Origin of the sequence: Paenibacillus sp. CR_12, from assembly GCF_041953985.1 — a bacterium.
GTDB classification, from domain to species: Bacteria; Bacillota; Bacilli; order Paenibacillales; family Paenibacillaceae; genus Paenibacillus_AQ; species Paenibacillus_AQ lautus_A.
Window position 1 is genome coordinate 638,334 of record NZ_JAVFHO010000003.1, and the last position, 25,129, is coordinate 663,462.

The window sequence follows — 25,129 nt, forward strand, 5'->3', positions numbered from 1 at the left end:
CGGTTGTGAGAGCGAAGTATACTGTCTTCAACAGTCCAATTGCGAGGCAATCTTATACTGACCTTAAGGCAAAAAATCACGAAATTGGAGGAGAAATTATGAATAACAACGTCCAAGAGACCTTAGAGCATCAGCCGTCCATGTTCTGCTTTCAATGTCAGGAAGCATCCAAAGGAACAGGCTGCACCATCGTCGGCGTATGCGGCAAACCGCATGATGTGGCAAACCTGCAGGATTTGCTGATTTATCTGCTGAAAGGCATCTCTTTTCTCAGTCTGGATGTCCGGCTGCCGGAGGGGCTTGAACAACGCGTATCGCTGTTTATGATGGACTCCTTGTTTGCAACGATTACGAACGCCAACTTTGACCGCGAGGTGTTTGTGGGAAGAATCCGGGAAGCGATCGAGCTCCGCGGTGAGGTGCGCACCTATTATAACGAACAATATCCGGAAGGAACCGCCAATCTCCCTGATGCTGCCGTCTGGCAAGCGGATAACGAAGCTGCTTTTGATGAAAAAGCACGTACGGTGGGTGTCCTCTCGACCCGCAATGAAGACATCCGCTCGCTGCGCGAATTGATTACGTACGGCTTGAAGGGGATGGCTGCTTATACGTACCACGCGCTGCATCTGGAGAAGGATGATCACGAATTAAACCGTTTTATGCGCCGCGCGCTTGCCGCCACGCTTGACGACAGCCTTGAAGTGCAGGATCTGGTCGCTTTGACGATGGAAACCGGTAAATACGGCGTCAACGCCATGGCGATGCTGGATGAAGCGAACACCTCGGTTTACGGAAATCCGGAAATTACGAAGGTCAATATCGGGGTAAGCAACCGGCCCGGCATTCTCATCAGCGGCCATGACCTGAAGGATTTGGAGGAGCTGCTGAAGCAGACGGAAGGAACCGGCGTGGACGTGTACACGCACAGTGAAATGCTGCCTGCCCACTATTATCCGGCATTCAAGAAATATGAACATTTTGTAGGCAATTACGGGAATGCCTGGTGGAAGCAGAATAGCGAATTCGCAGCCTTTAACGGACCGATATTAATGACGACCAACTGTATCGTCCCGCCGAAAGACAGTTATAAGGACCGTATCTATACAACAGGCAATACGGGGTTTCCGGGTGTCCGCCATATTCCAGAAGGAAAAGACGGTGCTCCGAAAGACTTCTCCCTACTAATCGAGCAAGCGAAAGGATGCCCCGCTCCAACAGAGCTTGAAACGGGTGAGATCATCGGCGGTTTCGCTCATGCCGCTGTGATGAACGTGGCCGATCAAGTCGTCGATGCCGTGAAATCCGGGGCGATCCGCCGCTTCTTCGTCATGGCCGGCTGCGATGGACGGATGAAATCCCGCACCTATTACACCGATTTTGCGGCTGAACTTCCAAAAGACACCGTCATTCTAACGGCAGGCTGTGCCAAATACAAATACAATAAACTGGATCTAGGTGAAATCGGCGGTATTCCGCGGGTCCTGGACGCTGGTCAATGCAATGATTCTTACTCCCTCGTCGTGATTGCATTGAAGCTGAAGGAAGTATTCGGCCTTGAGGATATTAATGATTTGCCGATTTCCTATAACATTGCCTGGTATGAGCAAAAAGCGGTGATCGTGCTGCTTGCCCTGCTATATCTTGGCGTTAAAAATATTCATCTGGGCCCTACGCTCCCTGCATTCCTGTCGCCTAACGTTGCCAAAGTCCTCGTGGAAAACTTCGGGATCGGCGGCATTACCAATGTGGAAGATGACATGAAAATGTTTCTTGGTGCCTAAAAAAAGAATGCCCTCGCCGGGGCATTCTTTTTCTTATAATTCAGTAATTTTCATAGCGTTTGCGCCGTAGTTCATAAAATAACTGCATAATGGGATGCTTTAACTTCTATTTCTCGGCCATGTTTAACATTCGCTTTTTGCCAATGCGTCTGTCCACCAAAGACAACTGTTCTTGTTATTGTGGAGGATGAGTGCCATCAGCCGCGCTGAACAGATAGTATACTTTTCAATCGACTTCCCGTGAAAATGCTGCTCACTAGCAGTACGAATCCGCCAAACAGATAGGGCAAGTTAAAGTGGACTTCAAACAAAATACCTGCCAGCATCGGTCCAAATATCGTACCGAGACTCGTATAAGCGTTATTCATCCCTGCAACAAATCCCTGTTCGTCCCCGGCCACTCTGGACAGCAGCGTATTGATCGTGGGACGCAATATATTATTAAACGTAAAGAACAACATCGTGACTACCATGACATAGTAGAAATGGCCGGAGAATAATAAGAATACAAGGGATACTGCCGATAACAACAGCATGGCAACGATGATCCGTTTTTCTCCGAATCGTCGTGTGATCCGGTCGGTGAACAACAATTGATTCAACGTGCCGATAAGCGAACATACGGTAAGCAATATAGCGATTTGACGCGTCGTGAATCCGTAGACTTGTACGACAAAAAGCGGGAAAATCGCTTCAAAATGCGTTAAACCGAAGGTCATGGCGAACACAATGAGCAACAGGACAAAATACCGAGATCGAACCGAAAGCACGATTTGCCAGAATACATTTTCCCTCTTCTCCTTCACTTGGCGACGCATCCGGCGAAGGTCCGCCGACAGCGATTCAGGCAATCCCCATAGACTGCAAACCATGGCCAGCAGCCCTACGCATGCGGACACATAGAAGGGCATCTTAATGCCCCATTCCGCAAGCAATCCGCCGACACCCGGACCAATAATAAACCCGGATGTCATCGACGCACCTAACCATGACATGGCCTTGCTGCGCTGCTCATCTGCTGTAATGTCGGCAATATAAGCAATGATGGACGGGATTAAGGCTGCTGAGCCTACTCCGCCAATCAACCGTGATACGAATAATAAAGTTAGATCGCCCGCGAACGCTGCGAGCAAGTTGGAGATGGCAAACAAGATCAAACCTATGATAATCATGGGTTTACGCCCATATCGATCTGACAAATTACCTGCAAGAGGTGAGAACAGAAACTGGGTCAAGCCGAAGCAGGAGACCAAATATCCCGCGGCCTGTCCGTTTGCTCTAAACTGCTCAAGAAGTTCCGGTATGATCGGTATGACAAGGCCCATACTTAGATTAGCGAGAAACATGTTGAGCAGTAATAATGGAAACGCTGACTTCTTTAACATTTAGGACCACCTATATCGAATGGATAAAAACCATGAATCGGAAACTGAATAACAGTCCCCCCTCAATCTGCATTTGTATATGTTAGCATGTGGCCTTCTATATTAAAAATATAAAAAACATATAAGGGATGAATCTTTTTGATATACATGGAGGTTGCTCTTGTATAATTCTTACGGCGACCGACATATCAAGTTCAGAAAATCGTTTTTTTTCGAAAAGTATCTACATTAAAAGGAGAACGCCCCTGAAGTTGAAGGGGCGTTCTCTTGATTCATGGATTCATGTGATGCTCCGGCACTAAATGGGCTCAGTTTTGACAAAAGAATACTACCTGCCGCATCTCATCTATTCCTTTGCGAACCTTTAATATTAGGCACTCCACATGGGACGAATACTTACTATTGATAGAAGGTTTTCCCTCGATCTTTCCTCGATCTTACTTCGAAAAAAACCTGATAAATAAAAAAGGGCATGGGTTATGCAAACAATGATCTGCTTGGCAACTCATGCCCTTTCTGATTAAATAAGCCGCCTCCACTCAACAAGCAAATCCTTTCACGTCTCGCTATTTTTCAATTTACATCATCAATGTAACACCTTAATTCTTGCCGCCATAGCCCTTATAAGTAGCGTAAACTGCATCTGCATATTGGTCTGCCAGAATCGGACGACCATAAGAATCCGTAGCTCCCGGATACCAATTATCTCCACCGTTGTAGTGCAATAATCCGTTGTAGATATTTCCAAACTTCGTAATCTTCTCATTTAAAATCAACGCGCCCAGATATACCTGATCTTGTTCACTGCTATGATTATACGCACGGCCAAATTTTGAGCTGAATTGAGATAAATACGCATTGCGAGTGTTTGGTTCTACCTGCATCAATCCGTCGCCGGCCGATGGACTACCTGGTAAACCTGCTCCAAAGCTGCTTTCCTTTTTGATAACAGCACTTAGCAATAATGCAAAATCTCCGCCTTTCCCATAGGCATTGTCCGCATTCATGACATATGTCCATATATGGCTTGGAACCTCGGCAGGCTTAGTTACTGTAGGAGGTGGTGAACCCGTATAAATCTTGACCGATGACATTTTGTCATTGATTGTGCTGCCAACCCAGGAAGAATCTGAAGTAAAGGTCCACTTGGTTCCTCCAAAATTATCATTCTCATATACTTCAACCGTCCAACCGCTTGGAACCTTAAGAGACGACATCCAGTCGTTCGGAATTCCGTTTGCGTTCAACTGAGACAGTGTATAATTGCCTACCCCGAGTGTCACTGCTTTTCCTCCATAGTTTATATCTGCATAGAATGTTGCTCCGTTCGTTGTCGGTGGTGTGGTTGGTGGCGTAGTTCCGCCGCTACCGCCTTTCTGCCATAAAGCAGGGACATTGGACGGTTCCCAACCTACTTGAGAAGTATGTGCCTGAAGACAGGTATAAGTGCTTCCATTATAGGTTACTGTGTCATTTACTGCATATGCCGTATTTGGAGCCCATGCCCCTCTAGCGGCTGCGTTTACTGACGGTAAGGCTGCGCAAAATGTGGATAGAAATACTGCTAAAACCACCAAAAGTGATAAGGGCTTAAAAGAAAACCTTTTATTAGTCATTTTTCAAACCTCCTTGTTTTTTTATTTATCTGTAGCGCTCCCATGGGACATGCCACAGGTTTTAAATGTACTATTATCTTACTTTATTTCCATTTTCTAAATTAATTCCACTGTTTTTAATAAGACCAAAAGGCATTTTAAGTCGTATGAAGATGACGGCTAGCTTTATTTCTCAAAAAGAGAGTGGTATGGTTCATAGGGTAATTCTAGTTGGCTAGATATCTGAAGAAGGAACTCATCCGCTTTCTTAATCAGGTTCATTAGATGTATGTGCCCCATTTTGCTAATAAGGGAGTTCTCCTGTGATAAAAAGGATAAGGATTGTATAAATATCAACGGCTCCACATTCATCTCCGAGTCTTTGGGGAACATCCGCAGTATTTCTTCTAGCAACATATTTGAAATAGGCTGCCTTCTCTCCTTCTTTATATATAAAGCAGTTAGCATGGATTCTAATGCCCTGTTGCATAGTAATAAACTGACGTGATGCATGTTTTTGTCAAAGAAATGCACAGATAAATTCATATATTCTTGAGAGCAGCTGGCATGAAGAACAATCATATCCTGGTAAAAGCCGCCTGTTTCCTCATGTTGGGAGGATGTATTCACATTCAGGTCAGTATCTCTTGTTACCGTCGATTTCATAATAAGCTTCACTCCCGTTTTTCACTAAGAACATACTCTAGTTATCCAAATTAGTATTTTCCAGTATATGTATTATACCATCTTGACCATTTTGTAGGCAATAGCCTACGGAAATTCCCTTATAGAACCGCATAAGATGAATTTAACTATCTATATAAGGGGTTATAACGTGGCTAATCATAATGATAAATCCATAGAGTTACTAGCCTTCGGCAGAGCTCTTCGGAATATTCGCAAAGAAAAAAAGCTCACCCAAGATGAGTTGAGCCTCTATTCCCGTGTCGACCGATCTTATATTAGTGAGCTAGAGAACGGAGAAAAAGCGCCTACTCTGCTAACAATTACTGCATTAGCAAGGGCGCTTCATGTTAAGGCTTCGGTTTTGATTGAGGGGTATGAGAGGGAGTTGGAAGAGAGAAATAATTAATAAACTTAAAAGTAAAATTTCAGGTAAACTCGAGTCTTTATGTTCATTGGTAGAAATAAAGTACAATCTTTGTTCCTGAAATTACTACTTTTTTCGTCTTCTAACGAATCTTAAGTTAATTTCTTCTTTTTTCTCATCCTTTTTTTTCTCATCCATCTTATTGAGAATAATATCTTCTATATAGTCAATTAAATGTAGAATACTTTGTCTCCTTAATGTTACTAAATCATCAGTTATATATTTAAATGCTGCTAGAAGAAAGGTTAATAGAGCAAGGATAATAAAATGAATTACTAAAAGATACATCGCATCATTTAAACTGATTCCCTTGAAGAGAACTATCTGAAACTGGGACCAAACAGGAATGAAAAGCACTATAAAAAAACCAGGTAAGAAAAATATAGTTGGTTTAGCCCTTTCCGCTCTTTTGTTAAGTTGTTCTGTAAGTTTACCCAATTTCTTTTCAGTATCTAAATGTCTATCGGATAAATAATTCTCTATTTGATTTTGAATATATCTATGATATTGATTGTCAGCGCTCCATAACTTTGTTTGCACCACAATTCCATATTTCTCCTTAATTATTTGCTTAGCCTTTCGATTTAATATGTAAGCAGCAAATATAAAAATTACAATTCCAATCGCAAGAAATGATCCCTTATTAAATAATATTGTATAAATTCCTCCAGCTATAGCAACAAGCAAAGAAATCCAAAAAAAACATTCCACCAACTTCATGTATTTAAATACTAATGCTTTAGAGTTTAGACTCTTGGAGAAATAAAGAATTAATTCATCAAACATCTAATAACCCCTTCTTTATCCAATATATGATATTATCGATTTTTTTATAATTCTTTTTTATCAATCTTCTATTAGCTGAAAATGCTCCGTCAGAGTTTCGATCGTGAACTGGTTTCTCAATTTACATGCTGAGTTCTGGTTCGCGAACATCCCTTTTTCCCAAATCGCTTCATGCTTCGGAACCGTCTTAAGCCAAGTCACGCGTACCACGTACTCGCACAGATCGGGATCATCGACATCTGTATCCATGCTGACTTGCAAGTCGGCCTTGAGAAGCGGTATATTCTCATCATCGACCACCACTTGAAAATCCTTGATAGGCACGGCCTCGTCTTCAACGATGCCCACGCCGACATACCCTACTTTTGGAATGCATGCAAAGATTCGAGCACCTGGCTTGAGAAGATTCAGCGTGTTACTGTACCACCTTCCTTGCCCCGCCGAAATGAAGCCATATCGTCTGCAGTCCTCCCAGTTCCGATGAATACCGTCTCCCAACGAGACATAATAGTCTTTTCCGTTCCACGGAGCTTTCCCTGTCTTTTTGGACGTCGCGCGTGAAGTCTTAGCCTCCACTTGGTTCGGATCAATGAGCCAGTTCCTGGCTAAATACTCACTATCACCATCTTTGAAATAATGGAAGAAAAGTGCATTCACCGGAACCCCGAAGCTCGTCAAATAGTTGATAATCCGCTCGGTAGCTGGATCCAGCTCAGACGAGACGATAATTAATTGATGTAGCTCATTCAAGCTTTCAGGAAAATCAGTTTTGAAATGGTCTACAAACTCTTGTTCCAGCTGCTTTCCTGGATTCTTCTCACTATAGATTCCTATGATATCCGTGTAAGTCAGCTGTTGAACCCAAGAAGCATAATCGAGTGTCTGTGCAACGACTTCCCGTGGAGTCTTGTTACGCTTTAGCTCGATAACAACCAGGTTTCCTTCAGCATTCATAGCCAAAATATCAATAAATTTACCAAAGGCCGTGCTGATCTGCCTTCCGATGAGCATCAAAGAGGGGTCGATAATACTAATATCATGGGTGATGACATCCTCAAGCTTACGCTCAGTCTCGATACTTGAAAAATGAACTCTCTCCACTGCTCCGTTGATTTTCCATATCCCTAGTTCAATTGGCATTCGAAATTGCTCCTTCACCATTAAATTCCGATTATTTCTTTAATCTTCGGAGATTCCTGCAACTTCTTATTAATCATTATCAATAAATTCCAATAGTATCTACTTCTAGTCTATTGCTTGATTCCTATGAATTCCTAGCACCCGCTCAGCTAGATCCACCTGATCATGATCCAATTCCACCCTTACCGATCCAGCTCGTCTATGTTCACGCCACTTTATCAGATCTTCTTCCGTCTCTAATTTCAGTTCCGCTATCTCTGCAGCCCGGTCGAAAATATACTTCGATGTATACAAAGCCGTGTAGATTCCTCGTCCACCTGAAACAATCGGTTTATCCCGCTTCATCCACCTATCGATTGTAAATTTTACATATAGCTTTTCCTCAGATCCTCGCCTCGCGGGACGCTCAGTAATTTCCTTGCGACGAAGTACCTTCCAGTCGGCAACTCGTCCGTACCAGTGAATGCCTGTTTCTCCGGTAGAAGCGAACTTTCCCTTCGATTGATAGAGGGCAATATATTCGATCTGGGTTAGAATCTTGTGATCCGTCACATTTTCAAGAGGGATATGGTAAAAGTTTAACTCCAGTGCCTGTTCCAGCTGGGAAGGTTCTTTTAGTGAACCTACCAATACATTTTTGCCAGCCATTTTATCCTGGTAGTAACTCTTCGTACCTCGAGGTCTCGTCGAGCGTTCGTATGCTTTTTCCGGGCTGTCCTTAATGAGCTCATCGAGGAATTCTTCCATCAGCTCCGTTGAGTTAGGTAGAAACGGAAAGGCTCCTACATTGACGAGCTCGATACTCTTATAAAAACGATGCTCCCTGAATTTCTCCTCATCATGATACGGAAAGAGCACATACGCTCCAAACATACTCCGTTCATACTCTTGCTCTTGCTTGTCTGAATACACAATTGCGTCCCGGTAACGATGCATTGTATTGATATCGTCTTCCTCCGGACCTGGCTGCTTGTATTTATCATAATAAGGAGTTCCCTGGTATGCAGGATTTATCCGATATTTCGCGTCAAAAATATACTTATACTCCACCGTAGCATCATTCTTCTTCAGCGTCAGCACATTATCCGGCTTCTGGCCGAGTGTAGCGCTTCGGTCGCCTTTAGGAAGCGCGTTGTAATAGAGCGTAAATACTTCCCCGTTACTCGGATTCCTGTACACCATCCTTGCGCTGGCCGACTTATCCAATGTCACAAAAATTCCGGAACGCTGAACCTTGATGATATCCTGTTTGAGAAGTTCATACTTCTGACTGAGAAGATCATGGATTTTCAAGAAGCACCAGTATTCGTACAGCTGCGCCAAGTCTTTCATCGAGAGACGGAACAAGTCGCTTTGGATCGATAAACCTTTCATGAGCATCAAATAATTGCGATATACTTCCCGATATCCGGGTGCCATCTGCAACACTAAAGATACGGAAAGCTGCTTCATCCCACCAACGTTTAGAAAATCCAGCCTTAATAATCGCTGCAGTTGATTCTGCATAGAGCTCATCCGCTTCATTAGGAGGGGATCCTGCATTCGAGCACTACCGGATAATCTTGATTTCAATTCCTTTAATTTTTTCGATATGCGCTCCAGCACCCACCAAACAAACCGATTCTCCATCGTGTCATATTGGATTCGGCGTTTCATTTCCAAGGCTTGGGTAGGGTATAAGGTTTGACCGTTGACTGGAATAAAACCGATCTTATCGTCTTGTCTAAGTAAATGAGGGTGTTTGGTCAGGTACGCAATGTTTTCTTTACCTGTCTTCTTGACTCTAGCTGCCTCGACCTTTCTCATCTCTTTCTCTAGCTTGTAGTTAGGAGAAGTCTGTATTCGCTCCACCGCTTGAACAAGCTGTTCAAACACATGCTGGAGAATTGCAAAAAATTCCGTAAGACTTTGATGTTTCGTTTCTTTTAATCCGGTTAAATGATACGTCTTGCGAAGAAAGTCAAAAGACAAATTATAAATCTGCCGATTCACATCGTTTAGTATCATTTGATAATCTTCTTTGTAATCCATTTTGGAAGGAAAAATCTCCAGTTGTAGCTGAAAAACAACCTGCCCGTTTAGCCGTAGCCCCAGATCGGATAGACCAACCTCGTTCTGAAAGTTCAGGATCCCCGACAGGATAGATTGGCCAAGTGGCTTAATCGCTTGTCTTACGCTGGCATTATCGTGATGGAAGGTTAGAGCCAGTGGCTGCTTCTTCTCCACAACGAGCTCATACGACTGCGTTTCGAAAAATAGCGGCCAACTCTTCTCCCCCACCTCCCATGGGGTGAGCGCTCCTGTTTCCGGTGAGAACACCGAAATCTGCTCTATTTTTAATTCACTCGAAAAGGAATGAACCTGCAGGCTTGTATTAATCCACTTCCCATCTTTGCTGCGATGAAGCTGCATAGACTCCACCGTAGGATGACACGGTTTGCCCTGAATATAGAGATTGAAGAGGTTAGTCTCGATTCGCAGCAGTTCCACACTCTGGTTAAGAGAGCCAGTAAGAGGTGAATCCATCTTCTTCTAACCTCCGCAACATAAAGGCGATTTTCCGAGCGCTTAGAGGATGTTTAGCCTTGCTTTCCTCTTCGTTGTCATTCCATTTTAGATAGATCACCGATGCATCATCCATAAGTTCTGACACTGGCAAAGTTCTCCCTAGTGCCCCTTGCAGAAGCTTGAGGAGTACCCGCTTCACAGATAGGCTACTACCTTGGACGCGCGGTAAGATTTTCTGTAGGAGCTGAAGATCAAATGCCTCATCACTCGAAAGCAGCTCATGACGCTGATTGTATACCACATAAAAACAGATCGAATCCCGGATCCGAAATCCAACATGAGAATGGATATCTTCTAGGATGTGGTTGATCTTCACTAGCTTCTCTGTCGTAGTATGAACTAACTCCGTATACTCAGAATACACGTCAACCAGTTGCAGATACTCGCTTCGTAAGAACAAGTTATGCACCGGAAGAATGCTCTCCTCCTCTTGCACCCCTAGGCTCGGATATTGCTGCAAATCAATATAATTAAACTCGATCGTATTCGCGCGATCCAATACCTTTTTGCTAAAAGGATGTGTTGTCTCATCCATATTGACTGTGCCAATCAGATACACATTATCTGGAATGGACAAGTCCCCATATACCGATCGATCCTCCTGTAGCAAGGACTCCCGGTTAATTAGCTTGGAAGTAACGATCCGATCTTGTTTCCATTCCTGTGTCTCAATCACGCTGAGCACATCGCTGAAATAGTACTCCACTCGGGCCAAGTTCATTTCATCCAGGCAGACAAAATAAGGCTTGTGCTGGTTCTCAGGCTGTGAAGCTTCAACAAGCACTTCTGCTAAACGTCCTGGTCGGAACACTCCCGACAAGTCTTTATATCCTAGCAAATCAGAAGGATCGCTCCAGTCAGGTCGAACCGGAATCAGCGTAAATTGTCCATTGTCTCCGGTAGCACCTAGTGCCTCAGCAAAAAGCTTAACGAGCTTGGTTTTGCCGGTACCGGATACCCCCGCCAGAATAACGAAAGGCTTGGTTTTTAGGGAGAGGTACAGATTCTCGATAAGGCCGTGAGGATAATGGAAACCTCGGTGGGAGATGTATGATTGGATTTGCTCGATTTGTTCTAGCACAGTTAATGAACTCAAGGATGGACTCTCCTTCTCTTCTTTCAATGGTACCTCTTCGTTTACACCTTTGTTCTTAATAACATGGTCCACATACATTTTATAGTTAGAGACCACATTCTCTAGATCCGCCAGTAATTGATCGTCATCTGGAATCGCATTTCGATCATAGCGGATATACGCCACCGTAGAGACTTGGTAGTCGCGGCCGAGACCACTTCTCGAGGTAAGGTTAATGCCATCATCCTTCTGCATACCTTCCAGTGGAAGGAGTCCACGGAGCTCGTTGACCTTCTGTTCTAGGTAGTGGTACCCTTCTTTCTTTCCGAACTCATCTTTGGGTACAGTAACCCCTTGGTTTAATGTAAGATAGACAGACTCCATGTCCTCTGAAAATAAATAAACGATATATTCGCCGTGCTGTGTTGTATCCGTTATCCGCTTATCCATCACCGCGATCCAAGGAATGTTGGCCCAGTTCCCCATACCAACAGAACCTTGAATTTTGTATTTAGGATCTATAAAAGAGAATGATCTTATTTGCTCTGGAATTGTCTGTCTGAACAGAGTACCTAATGGGTGACCTGCAAATGTTTGGTTTCTAGCTGTTATGTAACTGTTCATGATTTCAGACAGAGCATTTTGAAGGGAGAAAACGGACTTCCCTAACTTATCGTTATAGTTCTGTAGCTCCGTCAGAGCATACTCCTTTAACTCTCGCAAGACGTGGTCATCTAGTGTGTCGGCTATATCAGGACGAAACGTTACCGTTTGGCGATCTTGATTAACTTCTAGGATGGCCGATAGCGCCTCAAATGGTGTTTTAAGCAAGGTTATAGTTTGAGATAAGGTAAAATCATCCCAGTGGCTTGCCTTGCCAAGGGGAGGTAAATCTACTCTCTTACCTAACCTACTATTCTCTTGAAAGTATGCCAAAAACCGCTCAGCAATCGTGCTGAGCGGGAAATAAAGCGAATGGGTCTGTTGGTAATGTTCGATAAGTGATAGAACCAAAACCATTTTGTAGGATTTTTGTTTGGTGCGAAATATGGATGAGAGTTGTTCTGGTAGCATTAGGACCTCCAAGAACTTAGCTAGGTTAAAACTATTTTAAAAGAAATTATTCCAAACAGTGGCATAGACTAAGAGCTGCTATTGACATCATTAGTACAATTATCAAGGGAACTAATATCTTATAGTTAATATCGGTCATGAAAAAGCTTGGTTTAATATAACAAGCTAAACCTTAAGAAATTAAGCTGAATTGATTGCTACTTAATACAAATCGATACCAATGCCCCTATAAATCAAAATTTTAATTATTATACGAAGCAGCCAACTATGTAAATAATGTAATGGGTATTTGATAAAGAGACAGAAGTATTTTATATTCTGATGATTAAAATATCTGCTTAATTCTGTAATCAGATTGATATTAAGCGTTGTCGTAGACATCGATTAAAAACACCCGTTCCTGGAAACCACCTCGAGCTTCCACCTTCTTCTCTCTCAAGATCTCTAATTCTTCCCATGTTGCACCATGTACGACGACCAACGCCCGAATAACCTCAAGCATATCTGCAAGCTCTTCCAACGATTCTTTTGAACTTTGAGCGGCAAAGTATTCCTCAGACTCTTCCTTGAGCTTTACGACCAATTCTTTCGTATACTCTTCTTCATCCAAGATACGTGTGCGAAATTCTTTACCTGTAGATTCAATTACTTGGGGAATAAGATCTCGAACTAGCTTATTGTAAACCGGCATAGTATCTCATCCTTTACATGGTTAATTTCGACCATTGTATCATACCGAAGGAAGTGTAGAGTAGATGCTCATTTCCTTACAGGTCCCACTGGAATCGGTTCAATCTTTCGTCTCCAACAGGATCCTGCTTCCATGTTAACCTAATTCATTTAAATTAAAAATGGTGACCCAATTTCACAAAATACAACGACAATAGTCTCTCAACCTTTATTAAATAAACACGTTGAACGGGGAATTGGTCTGTAAGATGAACATCATTTTCGTAATCCGGTCCCATTCTTTCGGCTTGCGAGCATTATAGCTTCTTCAAATGCACTTACAGCCTTCGCATCCATTCGTCTCGTCCCATGTCTCGAATGCCGTAATCCGGGTTCCTTCTGGCAACACGTTAATAGAGCCGTCATATATAGCATCACGATAGATAAAAGGAACTTCATTAAACTCTCTCCCTATCATTCGAAGTTAGTGTAGAAACAAAAAAGACTCAAACCAATTGTCCGGAATCACTTCAAATTGCCTAGTTGGATGATCATGAAGATACCTCCAGTATCTACGCATAATGACATCTTGTTTCAACATGCTCATTATTTAAAGACATATCTTTAAAAAATAGAGCGATACAACTCGGAAGGATTGGATGCTACTCTACCCGATAGGTGAATCAGCACATCATCTACGCGGTTCAGAAGCTTCTCAAGCTGCGCGGCATCCATGTGTTGAAAAATTGAAGCATCATTACAGCCGACCACAAAATTAAGAGTATGAATAAACATGACCTTATCCAAATCCGGGATAGAATTCTGTCCCGTTAGCTGGATGACATCCTGAAGCGAAAAGTAAGGTGGAGAAAACATGCAATTATTCTCCTTCATATACAATGCCCTGAGCATGCATCCTAAAGCGCGATCACTAAACAAGATACATACATGAGCAGAGATCGGATGCATCAACTGGGCTGCTGAGTTCATATAGATCTGTACGTAATGCTGCATCTTAATCATTGATTTGGAATGAATAGAGGATTCCTGAATTTTTAACTGCCTATCTTTGCTATCTCTGCATTCGTCGATGGAGGTTAAATGATTCACATACGTCAGCTCCGATCAGGTTATTGAAGATACCCCAGCTGCGACTGATTTCTGTAATGGTTTTTCCAAATTTGCAGATGCATAAGAAGTAGTTCTAGCTCAGTTCTTCAAAAAGAGTAAACATATAGAAATAAATACTTACTTAGGATGAATAAATAAATACAAACTACATACAATATTACCGCATAGTAGTAATTTATTCAAATAACTTATTAATTATATATTATTACAAATCGAAATATTTCCTACACTTCTATTAAAGAGAGGTGTAACGATGCCTGATGTCCTAAAGTTAGTCGGAGCACGCATAAAGGATCTTCGTAAATTAAGAGGATTATCTCAAGAAGCATTAGCAGAAAAGGCTGGCTTCAATATTAGTTATATAGGATTTATTGAACGTGCCGAACGTAATGTTTCTATGAAGAATCTGGCGAAGATTGCTAGTGCATTAGATGTTGGAGTGTATGAGCTTTTTACATATTTGAAAGAACAAGAAGAACTGCCAGAGGAATCGGGTATGAATGATATTATTTCTTTACTAAGAGAACGAGACCCGAAAGATATTGAGATGGTCCGAAATATACTAATTGAAATTTTTCGGCGGATTGATGGAAATAGTTAAAAAAGCTGATCGGAGTCCGATCAGCTTTTTTAGAGGTTAGAGCATAGGATGAACATGCACTGTATGCGGGAACATAGGCTAATTGGTTCCCATCCGTTTCGGCACGCTCAAGCCTTGATTTATAAGAGTTTTCTCCGTTTTGGGATGGTTCTATTTGGTTGCAGTTTGTTCGGAAATGATGATTTTAGTCCCCAATTCGTCCCCAACAACGATCTGTACTAATAGTACAGTTACATCATGCCGCCCATGAGACAAAAGCGTTTTTATAGATTTTTCCAGTCTTTTCTAATGTTTTCAATCCGATTTTCTATAGAATTCAGTCCCATGAATCCGTATGAGTATGATGTGTGAGTAGAGTATGTGAGCACGTTGCGGCATCAAAGTATTCAGACGTCCCCAGTATGCCCGGAAGCTACCCCACTACTATTATCACTTATTACTCTTGAAATCAGTATCACTGCATACAGTTCACTTAGTAATCTTTTAATTCACCACTAACACAAATTCTTATAGCAAGTGCTATATCAACCAATAGTTTAATACTTCCGATGAAATTGTGGTCAATTTTGTGGTCAAGTAAGTGCCTCACACCCTTTGGATTAACGGCCCTTGTGACCCATAGCCGATAAAATTGTATTGTGTGAGCGACTTATTGCGGTACTTAATTGCCAGCAGTTTTGCAAAATTATCATCGTGTGTTGAAATAATTAGGCTTCTCTTTCTGAAATTAGAGTCGCTGATTGCACGTAGGACATCAATGAAAGATAGGATTTTTATGTCGTCCATACTTTGGATTGGGTCATCAAGGAATAACTGATCCCAATTCGAGAATTTCTGAGTTAGTCCCAGACCAAGAAATATGCTCAAAGCGAGAATATTTAATTGGGCCGAACTAAAGAGATGATCAAGAATTACATTGCCGGTAATATCCTTTACATTTATACCATTTCTGTCTCCATTCATTCGAATTTCTTTATAATGTGGGTGAGGGTACACAAGTTTATATATCCAATTCACCATTTTATTATTTTCCAATTGTTCTGTAACAACTCTTTGCAGGGTATCTAGTGCAATTCCGTTGATTGTATTGGTGTCGTTTTTATATCTGATCAATTGATCCAGATTTTCCTGGTAATTTTCCATAGATCCCGTTAATGAAACATAATCCTCTAATAGTTTTTGTTCGTGTTCACCCGGCATGTAACCCAACAAACGGTCGATTAAGTCTATAACAGGCACTATCTTCTGTATTTCTTCTTTCTTTGCAGAAGAGTCCTGTTCCAACTTATTTAATTGATCCTGAAAACTCCCTATGCCTTCGATTTGCGTTTTCAAGGAGTCCATTTCTTCAATTACTCTTTCAATTGAGGGTTCAAAGTCAACAAGCCCTGATGTTATCATTTCCTCTTCCCAAAACTTAATTTCTTTACTCACTTCTTCTAGCACCGCAAGCACTTGCTTTTTCTCATTTCCTAAACCAAAGTCATCTTTGCCAGTCAAAATCTCATACTGTAATTTATCTTTATCTAAACGATCAGTTAGAACCTTCAGTTGTGTTTGTATTGCCTGTTGCTCTTGGGTAATTGCCAGCACTCTTTCATCAATGAACTGGGTTACTCTTTGATGAAGCTCGCGGAAATCACTTTGTAAATGATGCATCATATCAATTAAGGGAGTTACAAACTGTTCCCTAATTACTTTCGACAATGCAGCTAAATCCGTATGCAAGCCTGTGATTTCATCTGAGACATCTTTCAGTTTCTGATCACCTAAAGATAAGGTATGCCCGATAATAGCTATCAGTTGATCGGGAATCGGTGAATCCGCGGTTGCAATACCACCGACGTGTATTTCTGGAAAAGACTCTGTCAAACAAACCGGACATTTATCAATAGAATCCTGATTTTTTAATATGTAGGATTTTACTTCATCTAATACGCGGCTATACTCTGTATTCATACCCGACAAGACATTTAATACACCGTTTTTAGTTTGTACCTGAGATTGGAGAAAACTCCTTGTCTTAATCTGGTCGTTATAGCTTGTTCGTTTTTCTGTAATATCCGCGGGTAGTGCCCTTTCGAAACCGAGGTCTGCTATCTCGCTACTAAAAGTTTTAAGGAAAGCGCTATAATCTCTTCGAAGATCCGAGTAGATGACCCAATAATCATCAACAATACTTGCAGATTGTTCATCGATGGTGTGACGCCAAACTAAAGAATTTACGTGCGACCATTGATTCAATTGACTTTTCTTGACCTGGATTGTAGATTTCTGTGTTTCAAGGCTAGACTTAGTTTCCTGTAGGTCCTTACTCCTGACTAAGTCAGCACTAAGATTTAGGTTGGCTAAGTCATTTAATCGCTCCCACCTCTTATGTATGATTAACCTTTCTTCGAACCTTATCAACCGTTCAAGTGGCTGCATTGATTTCCCTATTTGAATGGATTGTTGATTAGTTCGTTGTTGTTTGGCAAGAATTAACTCCTTCTTCATTGAAAGTTTTTGAAGAACTGCTGAACTATTGTTGAGAGTTATAGCATCAGGAAGTTCCCACTCTTGCAGGTTTAACTCCTCTGCATAAGCAGACGACTGTTTGATTAATTCAATAAGTAATGAATAGCTTTCTTTAATATTACTTAGGTATTCTTCAAAAGTCCCCCAGTTTCTTGCACGGAAAATATCGTCGATCTGATAGCGCTGCGTAACCGCAGTTTCAATACTTGTTGTTAATTGATTAATCTTGTTGCTCAAACGAGTCGAATCCTTGATTACCTTACTCTTATCAAAGATCTGTTCAAGCGGGATCAAATTTAATAAACGTATAAGGATGCTGCGTCGATCCCCGGCAGTTGAAGATCGGAGGAAATCGTTCATTCCTTCTTGACTCAGGAAATGAGCTTTAAATAGCTGCTCCTTCCAACCGGAATCGTAGCTTCCTAAGAATATACGTGTGAGTTGCACCTCCCAGGTCGGTTCTGCCGGAAGTAGTCTATCCTCAGATTTGCATACGAAGCTTTGCCAATCACCATCTTGGTGGACGTGTAGGCTAGATTCATATCGATCTCTTTCGGTAACAGACAAAAAGTTACTGGATGTAGTCCTACGAACACGCACCCCATTATCGAATTCAAGTTCCACTTCTGCTGTCCTTTGCTCTCTATCCCTTACGGTATCCACTGGTGATATAAATTTTAAATAAGAGCTCCGTTTTAATGTATTTGCGTCGTATAACCCTCTCTCCCTAAGTGCATGGAGTCTAGAGATGTTATCGGTTAAACACCATTCGATTGCCTCATAGAAACTGGTTTTACCAAAACCGTTAAAACCGTTTAGTACAACAAGTCCCTGATCTAAGTTTTCGAAGATATAACTGTTGTCATCTGACTCTTGATTCTGCCCATATCCCCGAAAATTTTTAATTTTTACTTTTTTTAGATTCACCGAACTCTCCCCTTTGATTACTCAATAGCATTTCTGACACTGTCGATTTTATTTAGATATCCAATGATTTGTTCAACATTGCGTTGAACTTTGAACTCTTGGTCCGGCTCTATAGATTCATAAACCTGAGAAATCAATGATTCTTGCCATGTTTGATTTTCTTGGTATTCTGCCAATAAAATATCTAATTCCTTTTCAGGGCATAGTTGTTGGTTTATTTTTATTACAGCTTCTTCCTGGGATGTATATTCCACAATTATTTTTCTTGCGACGAACTTGTCTCTCTCAAGCATAGTAATATCTGTCTCATCAAATCTCTCACTGTTATTGATATCATGTAAGGCTACTACATATAAGTCCCAAAGAAAGGCGGGCAATGTAACATTCGTAAAAGCATTTGGCCTCTGATTTCTTACTATAGTTAATAAGATTTCCTTTGCTTCAGGTAACAGGGATATAAAATGGTGAAGTTTCGGTATATCCAAAATCTCAACAAAAAAGACAAGTTTATCATCTCGAATATTTAATACTGAGTAATGAAACTCACTAACCCTTGATTCTAGATATGGAAAATTCAGTTGCTCGATTATTTCTTTCATGTGCACACCCCATCAATAAATTTACATACATCCGCATACATACAGCTATCGTCTTCTTGGGGAATAAGACACTTCGTACATTTGTACAACAGGTTACTGTAAAGTTCGTGATATTCATCGTTTCTTGCAACTTCTGCAATATTCATCACCATGTATCTAATTGCTTCTCTACTTTCTTTGCATGGTTGCAAATGGGTGCCGAAAACTACCTGCAATCCAAAATCCAGATCCTTAGCATGGTCCAGTGTCTGTCTAACAAACTCCGTGATGATTTGGCGATTATTCATAAATATGCTCGCATCTTTGAGAATATAAGGCTCATTTTCACTTAATCGAAAATTGACAATCCCTGGTTTATCAGACACTTGAATTAACGATGGATCGCGATGCAAAAACACAGCCAAAATACTCATTGGTCTTAAAAGAGCGGTTATTTTTGTTACAGAATGTCCATAATTACGAATGGAAAAGCTTTGTAGCAGTTCATCGAAATCCCTTTGTTCGTCTTCCATAGTTGAAAATAATTTTTCTGTTAGTTCAAGAAAGGTAAACACAATTTCATCCGCTTTTGATCCTGCATAATCGTTATTTAGGAAATCCGTAAGTATTCGGACCTCTTCTTCCACAGCGTTGATTGCTTCTTGAAGTTTAACCGACACAAGGTACTTTCTTTGGTATGATTGATGACTTGTAATAATTGTATGCAAGTCCGAAACTTTAACATAAGAAAAATCTCCGCGAATTACTGTTTCAAATAAGCAATCAATAATATGAAGAATAACCTTGTCACATTCGTCCTCACTTAAAGTATTTCCAATGGTACTGGATTGTAACAATGACCTTGCTTCAGCTTTTATAGTATTAATAGTCTCCAATTTACTTACATGCTGTGTAGCAAACTGAAATCTCAACGATTGTATAAACTGTTCAAAATGGTCATCGTCAATAATCTCACAGTATTGATGGTAAAGCATTTGATCTTGACGGATTGCCTCAAATAACTTCTCTTTGTAAAATGATTCCTTAAGATTGGTTCCTAGAGTTGCCTTATGTTGTGCATAATTTGTTTTATAGGGTTCTTCACTGGTAATTGACTCCTCCACTATACAATCTAGGATAAAGCGTTTATATGTCTCGTCTGGTTGTTGATCTCCCAGAGGCCATTTCCTAAAAAAGTCTGAATCGACTTGCGATATGGGGACATTAGTAAGGTATACATATTGATTATTGCGGCTCGCTACATCTGTATTTTTATAGTGGTGGTAAAAGTTATATATTGTATGACGAATTGTTTGATGTTGTTTTGTAAATTGCTTATTCTTATAAAATTTCGTTTCAATACATAGCCCTGCTTGTTGAAATACGCGAATGTCAGAGCCTCGCTCAACCCCAACGCCATCGGTAGGATTGGAGCCTTGGTCTGCATTTAACCGTAGTAGTTCTCTTGTTGCAACTAGTAGTTGGTAAAAATAACCTGCTAGGCTGGCCGGCACGTCAGTATTTCGAGCCATTCAAGACACTCCCTTTTTCCACACTCGTATATGTTTAATCTACCAAAGGTAACAGTTCCAGGTTGAACCTATAACTTTCCTTTTTCCACAAATTTCTTTTATGGGAGAATTCTACACGCTAACTACATTCCCCTTTTTTTCGACATATTCCTCTAATATTGACGAAAAAAAGCAAGCCCTTGGTAAATACCACTGGCTTGCTCCTTTTATAATTTTTTGGGAAATCACGAAACCGCCTATCACTAAAATTACCTAACAACCGATCCAGCCGCTTATTCTTTCGGCTCCTCTATATCGAACCCACCTCTATGTATAAACTCCTTAAGCAAATTGTGTACTTTTATGTTGATCTTGAACAGTGGTATCTCTGTGTTTTCCAGCTTATCAAAATACTCCTTTGCCTTAGCTTTGTCTACGGAGGCCTTCAAATCATCAAAACGACCGAATTCATTGATGCTTGCTTCAGTTACATTGGCAGCCATCAGATTACGGAGTTTCCTTTCATCTACCCCTAAAAATCGTGAAATACGCCTGATTTGGTCATTCTTTGCTCTGAATTGATATTCAGTGACGTATTCCCTGAAAGTTTTCCCACTTTCCATCTTGGCATTTCCGCTTTCTACGTCGTGAAGAAAGATATTTGCATACTTTTGTTCTTCCTGCGTCAATGTAGCGAATGACTTATGCAGATCATCAAGCGTCTTCCGCATTTCAGCTTCGTCAACATTATCTTGAGTAAGAATTCTCTGAAACTTTTCAAAACGCGAGTTCATATAATCTGAATCGATTCTCCCGGTATCAATCTCCGTCAGGTAACCAACGATCTCGAAAGGAACATCGTCGCCGCTACCCCCGCCTCCGCTGCCGAACAACTCTTTATACCGCATAGCCAGAACCAAATAAGTATTTTCATCAAGTCTCATTTCGACTTGAGTCTTTGGCTTACCACTGCCATGGCTGAACTTGTACGGTGGCTGATTCCATTTAAAGCCTTGAATTTTTGCAGCTTCCAGATAGTCGTTGAATGATTTGAAGAGGGAGGCAAATTTCCCGCGCTCCGAGCGATCATCCGGAAGCTTTTCAAAGTTCGGAATACCAGATCGAGCGAACAACTCGCTGATGTCATCAAAAATTGCATTCAGCTTGTTTAAATTGTACTCAAGCTTTTCTACAAATAATCCAATGGGCTTATCGCCAGAATAGAGCTTCACAGCTTTTTCTATGTTTTGCCCCATTGTATGTGGATACCTGTAGTACCGTATAGTTCCAAAAGGCTTTTCCGGGCCAAACAAACGATTGGTACGAGAGAATGCCTGAATGATATTTTCGTACCGAAGCACCTTATCCATATAAAGCGTGTTAATCCACTTGGAATCGAAGCCTGTAAGCATCTGGTCAACTACAATTAGAAGATCGAGTTGCATTTCAGGTGTTCTTTCAATAAACTGATATGGCTTTTTGTGAGCAAGGCGCGAAGCAATGTCCTTTTTCAGCTTGTCATATTTCTTCAGACTAAATTCCTGCCTATATCTGGAATTATAATCCTCGATAATTTCAACAAGACCATCTTCTTTAATAGCTACTCCGCCGTTATTATCAATGCTTGGGTCAAACAAGCAGGTAACCTTTAATGTGGGCATGGCTTGTTTTATCATTCGATAATATCGGATCGCCTCTGGGATGCTGCTTGTAGCAAAGATTGCATGGAACTTGCTATTATGGCTTAAGGTCACCCAGTTGTCAGCAATGTCTTGAACAAGCGTGTTCACATGCACTTCAGTTTGATACTGGGATGTTGTCAAATAGTCCTCTATACCTCTGACATACTTTCCATCATCACCGATATAACCCGCCATTTTTACTTGAGAAGAATTCATGTATTTATAAAAAACTTCGCTTTTTTTAGGATCAGCAAGGGCTTCTTCAACGGTAGCCGCTTTTGCCAACTCCAAAGCAACAACCTGTCGAACATCCCTATCTCTGTAGGTCAACACTTTGTAAGGATCAAATCCAAGAACATTCTTATCACGAATACCATCGGCAATGCTGTACCTATGCAACTCGTTGCCGAAGATGGTCGAGGTGGTGTTCATTTTCTTCTGGTTTTCATCCTGAATCGGCGTTCCTGTAAATCCAAAGAAAACGGCAGACGGGAAAGAATCCTTTATACCTTGGAGCATGTCCCCGAAGGTAGTGCGATGCGCTTCATCGACAATAAAAACGATTCTCTTGCAACTCATCATCTCAATATCATGAGTATTTAAGCCGCCCTCTTCATCTTTAATATTGCTCATTTTCTGTATAGAGGTAACGATAAGCGTGTTTACTGGGTTGTCGCTTTTTAATTTTGAAATTAAAGATACAGTATCTTCCGTTGCCTGAACGGACTCATTTTCATCCGCAAAACCGCGATACTCTTTCAAAGATTGAGTTCCGAGTTCAATTCTGTCCATCAGGAAGATAACCTTATCGGCATCTTTGGAGTTTGAAATCAGTTGTGCGGACTTAAAGCTTGTCATCGTCTTGCCAGAGCCTGTGGTATGCCAAACATATCCACCAAGCCTATCTCGACCATCCCAGTTGGTTTTGGCAACACGGTCAGATATAGCGTTTGCTGCATAGTATTGATAACTACGCATGACTTTCAATACGCCATCGGTATCGTCGGCAACAGTGTAAAAGCCGATAAGCCGATGTGCCATCGGAATGGAAAGCAGTGAAGAAGCAATCGTTTTCCAATCATTGATAGGCTCGTTATTAAAATCTGCCCAGTGAAAATAGAAATCTTTATTGAACTTTCCGTCGATTCCGGGATTGGCGAAATAAACGGTTTCTGCCGGTTCCATAGCAACAAAAATCTGAATGAGTGAAAATATTCCTGTGAAAATCCCTTCATCGGAGTATTTTTCGATCTGGTTATAGGCCTGGCTGACCGAAACGCCGCTGCGCTTCAGTTCGATGTGAATAACCGGCATACCGTTGATCAAGAGCATCAAATCGCCACGGCGATCATTTAATATTTTGGACTTGCTCTTATATTTTGGCTGCTGCGCTATCTGATAGCGACTTTGTCCGGCAGCGATTTCACGGCGGTCGTATATTTTAAGGCTGACTTCTTTTCCGAAGTGCAGAGTGTCATCGGGATTATCACGAATAACGGCCACAGTTCTCCCATTGATAAATCCGTTTAATTTCAAAGGCGTACGCAGTGTAGTGATTTGTTCCATAATCTGTTGCATCTCACCTCTTGTCAGAGGGGAATTATTCAAACGGTCGATCCCTCTGTTGTTTTCAAAAAGAATTTCCGCCCAGTTTATTATCAAATCTTCTTCAGAGGGATTCTTTAATACCCTTTGTTCCCAGCCTTTATGTGACAGCACCTCAATCAAAGCTTCCTCAAAATCAGATTCTTTGTTAAAGACCATTGCGCAATCACACCTCCTACACAAACATTTTTTCGAGCATAGCTTTCTTGATATTTTTCAGCTTCTCTAACTTACGCTGATGAAGGGTGATGAGCTGGTGGAGCAATAAGAAAAATTCGCCTATACGCTTCTGCTCCTGCACGCTTGGAGCAATAAATTCATACTCGTTCAACTCGTCGCGGTTAATTTTCGGCATACCGGAACGCATTGATACCGACACTGAATATTTGAAGAATTGCCGCGTTTGAAGTAGAGTGAATAAGAAGGTTTGGTCAAGTCCATTTTTTGCGTTTAGGACATAAGCATCTGCACTTGCAAGCCCTTCAAATGGTGCGAAAACGTATTTTCCGAGTTGTGGATTTATCTTCCCGTAAATGACATCGCCTTTATTGAAATGGAACTTGCCACTAATCAAGTTATCCTCTTTAACGGTTTTCACATTGTCGTATAATCGTCCGCTAAATGATTCAATATTGCCCGGCCCGATGTGTGGCAGATTATCATACTTCCCAGTTTTGGGGTCTACCATATTAGTCGAAATATCAACTGTGTTTACCCACTCACGCTGTTCCCAATCACCAGTAAATCCAGAAAAGCGAATTTCCGGAACATTGGCTCCATCCTTCGGGAACATTTTTTCAAGCATGGTTTTTTTAACGATTATCAGCTTGTCAGACTTGCGTTGATTAAGGGTAATAAGGTTATCTATGTGGGCGAAAAAGGCCGTAATTCTCTCCTGCTCAGGCACAGAAGGTATGCGACACAAAACGTTAATAAATGAGTCCCAATATAGTCTTTTTCTGAAATCGGTCACTCCATAAGAGAGATTATTCATCTGAATAATCGTTTCATCTCGGCGCAAAGAATAATCCATAAACAGAGGGTAAAGCTGAGCACTGGGAATGGCAGTAATATATGCAGGACTTACCATCCCTTCTGACTTCACGACCCCGATTGCCCCTTGCCACGCACGCATCATGTTTAGAACAAGATCACCGAAATACACATGTTTATACAGTGTCTTATCTTCGCTTCTGCGCACTTTTTTCCCTAAAGTATTGCTGTCTAATTCTTCGTTTGAAATACCATGATGAATGGAAACGGAAAGTATCTGTAACGAATCGTCTCCTCGTTCGTTCCGCTCAGTGTATATTTCTCCCAACTTCCTCTGTTCCCAATCATCGGTAAATCCAGTGAAACGAATATCTGGTTTTTTATCTTTTCCAGCCAT

General features: G+C 41.3%; 17 protein-coding genes. 3 read left to right on the top strand and 14 right to left on the bottom strand.

What is annotated here, in order from left to right:
- Positions 1-98: 98 nt before the first annotated feature.
- Positions 99-1,784, top strand: coding sequence for a hydroxylamine reductase (gene hcp / locus RB297_RS15060; protein ID WP_375120856.1), 1,686 nt, complete (start codon positions 99-101; stop codon positions 1,782-1,784).
- Positions 1,785-1,981: 197 nt separating this feature from the next.
- On the opposite strand, the gene RB297_RS15065 is transcribed toward hcp, so the two are convergent.
- The 3 genes from RB297_RS15065 to RB297_RS15075 form a co-directional block, all read right to left on the bottom strand.
- The gene (locus RB297_RS15065; RefSeq protein WP_375120857.1) at positions 1,982-3,169 is read right to left on the bottom strand and encodes an MFS transporter; all 1,188 of its coding nucleotides are present in this window, start codon (positions 3,167-3,169) and stop codon (positions 1,982-1,984) included.
- 599 nt (positions 3,170-3,768) lie between these two features.
- A complete protein-coding gene (locus RB297_RS15070; RefSeq protein WP_375120858.1) occupies positions 3,769-4,785 on the bottom strand; it encodes a carbohydrate-binding protein in 1,017 nt (338 codons plus the stop codon).
- 165 nt (positions 4,786-4,950) lie between these two features.
- Positions 4,951-5,430 (bottom strand): hypothetical protein, encoded by a 480-nt coding sequence (locus tag RB297_RS15075; protein WP_375120859.1) that lies wholly within the window; start codon positions 5,428-5,430, stop codon positions 4,951-4,953.
- 169 nt (positions 5,431-5,599) lie between these two features.
- Here RB297_RS15075 and RB297_RS15080 point away from each other — a divergent pair, with 169 nt between their 5' ends.
- Entirely contained in the window at positions 5,600-5,857 is a 258-nt protein-coding gene (locus tag RB297_RS15080) for a helix-turn-helix domain-containing protein (RefSeq protein ID WP_375120860.1), read from the top strand.
- 84 nt (positions 5,858-5,941) lie between these two features.
- Here RB297_RS15080 and RB297_RS15085 read toward each other — a convergent pair whose 3' ends face one another.
- From RB297_RS15085 to RB297_RS15110, 6 genes are all read right to left on the bottom strand, one after another.
- Positions 5,942-6,661 (bottom strand): hypothetical protein, encoded by a 720-nt coding sequence (locus tag RB297_RS15085; protein ID WP_375120861.1) that lies wholly within the window; start codon positions 6,659-6,661, stop codon positions 5,942-5,944.
- A gap of 60 nt (positions 6,662-6,721) precedes the next feature.
- Complete coding sequence (locus RB297_RS15090; protein ID WP_375120862.1) at positions 6,722-7,801, bottom strand: endonuclease NucS domain-containing protein; 1,080 nt, start codon at positions 7,799-7,801, stop codon at positions 6,722-6,724.
- 105 nt (positions 7,802-7,906) lie between these two features.
- Positions 7,907-10,327, bottom strand: a complete 2,421-nt coding sequence (locus RB297_RS15095; protein ID WP_375120863.1) for a DUF2357 domain-containing protein — start codon at positions 10,325-10,327, stop codon at positions 7,907-7,909.
- Positions 10,299-12,518, bottom strand: a complete 2,220-nt coding sequence (locus RB297_RS15100; protein WP_375120864.1) for an MrcB family domain-containing protein — start codon at positions 12,516-12,518, stop codon at positions 10,299-10,301. The genes RB297_RS15095 and RB297_RS15100 overlap by 29 nt, the downstream gene beginning before the upstream one ends.
- A gap of 361 nt (positions 12,519-12,879) precedes the next feature.
- Positions 12,880-13,209 carry a hypothetical protein gene (locus RB297_RS15105; RefSeq protein ID WP_375120865.1) on the bottom strand — a complete coding sequence of 110 codons (330 nt, stop codon included), beginning with the start codon at positions 13,207-13,209 and terminating at the stop codon, positions 12,880-12,882.
- 602 nt (positions 13,210-13,811) lie between these two features.
- Positions 13,812-14,297: a hypothetical protein gene (locus RB297_RS15110; protein ID WP_375120866.1), complete on the bottom strand. Its 486-nt coding sequence runs from the start codon at positions 14,295-14,297 to the stop codon at positions 13,812-13,814.
- 274 nt (positions 14,298-14,571) lie between these two features.
- On the opposite strand from RB297_RS15110, the gene RB297_RS15115 reads away from it, so the two are divergent.
- On the top strand, positions 14,572-14,919 hold the full coding sequence (locus tag RB297_RS15115; protein WP_375120867.1) for a helix-turn-helix domain-containing protein: 348 nt from the start codon (positions 14,572-14,574) through the stop codon (positions 14,917-14,919).
- A 585-nt stretch (positions 14,920-15,504) separates the two neighbouring features.
- Here the strand turns inward: RB297_RS15115 and RB297_RS15120 are convergent.
- The 5 genes from RB297_RS15120 to RB297_RS15140 all read right to left on the bottom strand — a co-directional run bounded on the left by RB297_RS15120 (position 15,505) and on the right by RB297_RS15140 (position 25,129).
- Complete coding sequence (locus RB297_RS15120; protein WP_375120868.1) at positions 15,505-18,363, bottom strand: hypothetical protein; 2,859 nt, start codon at positions 18,361-18,363, stop codon at positions 15,505-15,507.
- A 17-nt stretch (positions 18,364-18,380) separates the two neighbouring features.
- Positions 18,381-18,962, bottom strand: coding sequence for an ABC-three component system middle component 1 (locus RB297_RS15125; protein WP_375120869.1), 582 nt, complete (start codon positions 18,960-18,962; stop codon positions 18,381-18,383).
- Positions 18,959-20,473 (bottom strand): hypothetical protein, encoded by a 1,515-nt coding sequence (locus RB297_RS15130; RefSeq protein ID WP_375120870.1) that lies wholly within the window; start codon positions 20,471-20,473, stop codon positions 18,959-18,961. The genes RB297_RS15125 and RB297_RS15130 overlap by 4 nt, the downstream gene beginning before the upstream one ends.
- 272 nt (positions 20,474-20,745) lie before the next feature.
- Positions 20,746-23,898 (bottom strand): type I restriction endonuclease subunit R, EcoR124 family, encoded by a 3,153-nt coding sequence (locus RB297_RS15135; protein ID WP_375120871.1) that lies wholly within the window; start codon positions 23,896-23,898, stop codon positions 20,746-20,748.
- Between the two features lie 16 nt (positions 23,899-23,914).
- Positions 23,915-25,129 (bottom strand): restriction endonuclease subunit S, encoded by a 1,215-nt coding sequence (locus RB297_RS15140; RefSeq protein ID WP_375120872.1) that lies wholly within the window; start codon positions 25,127-25,129, stop codon positions 23,915-23,917.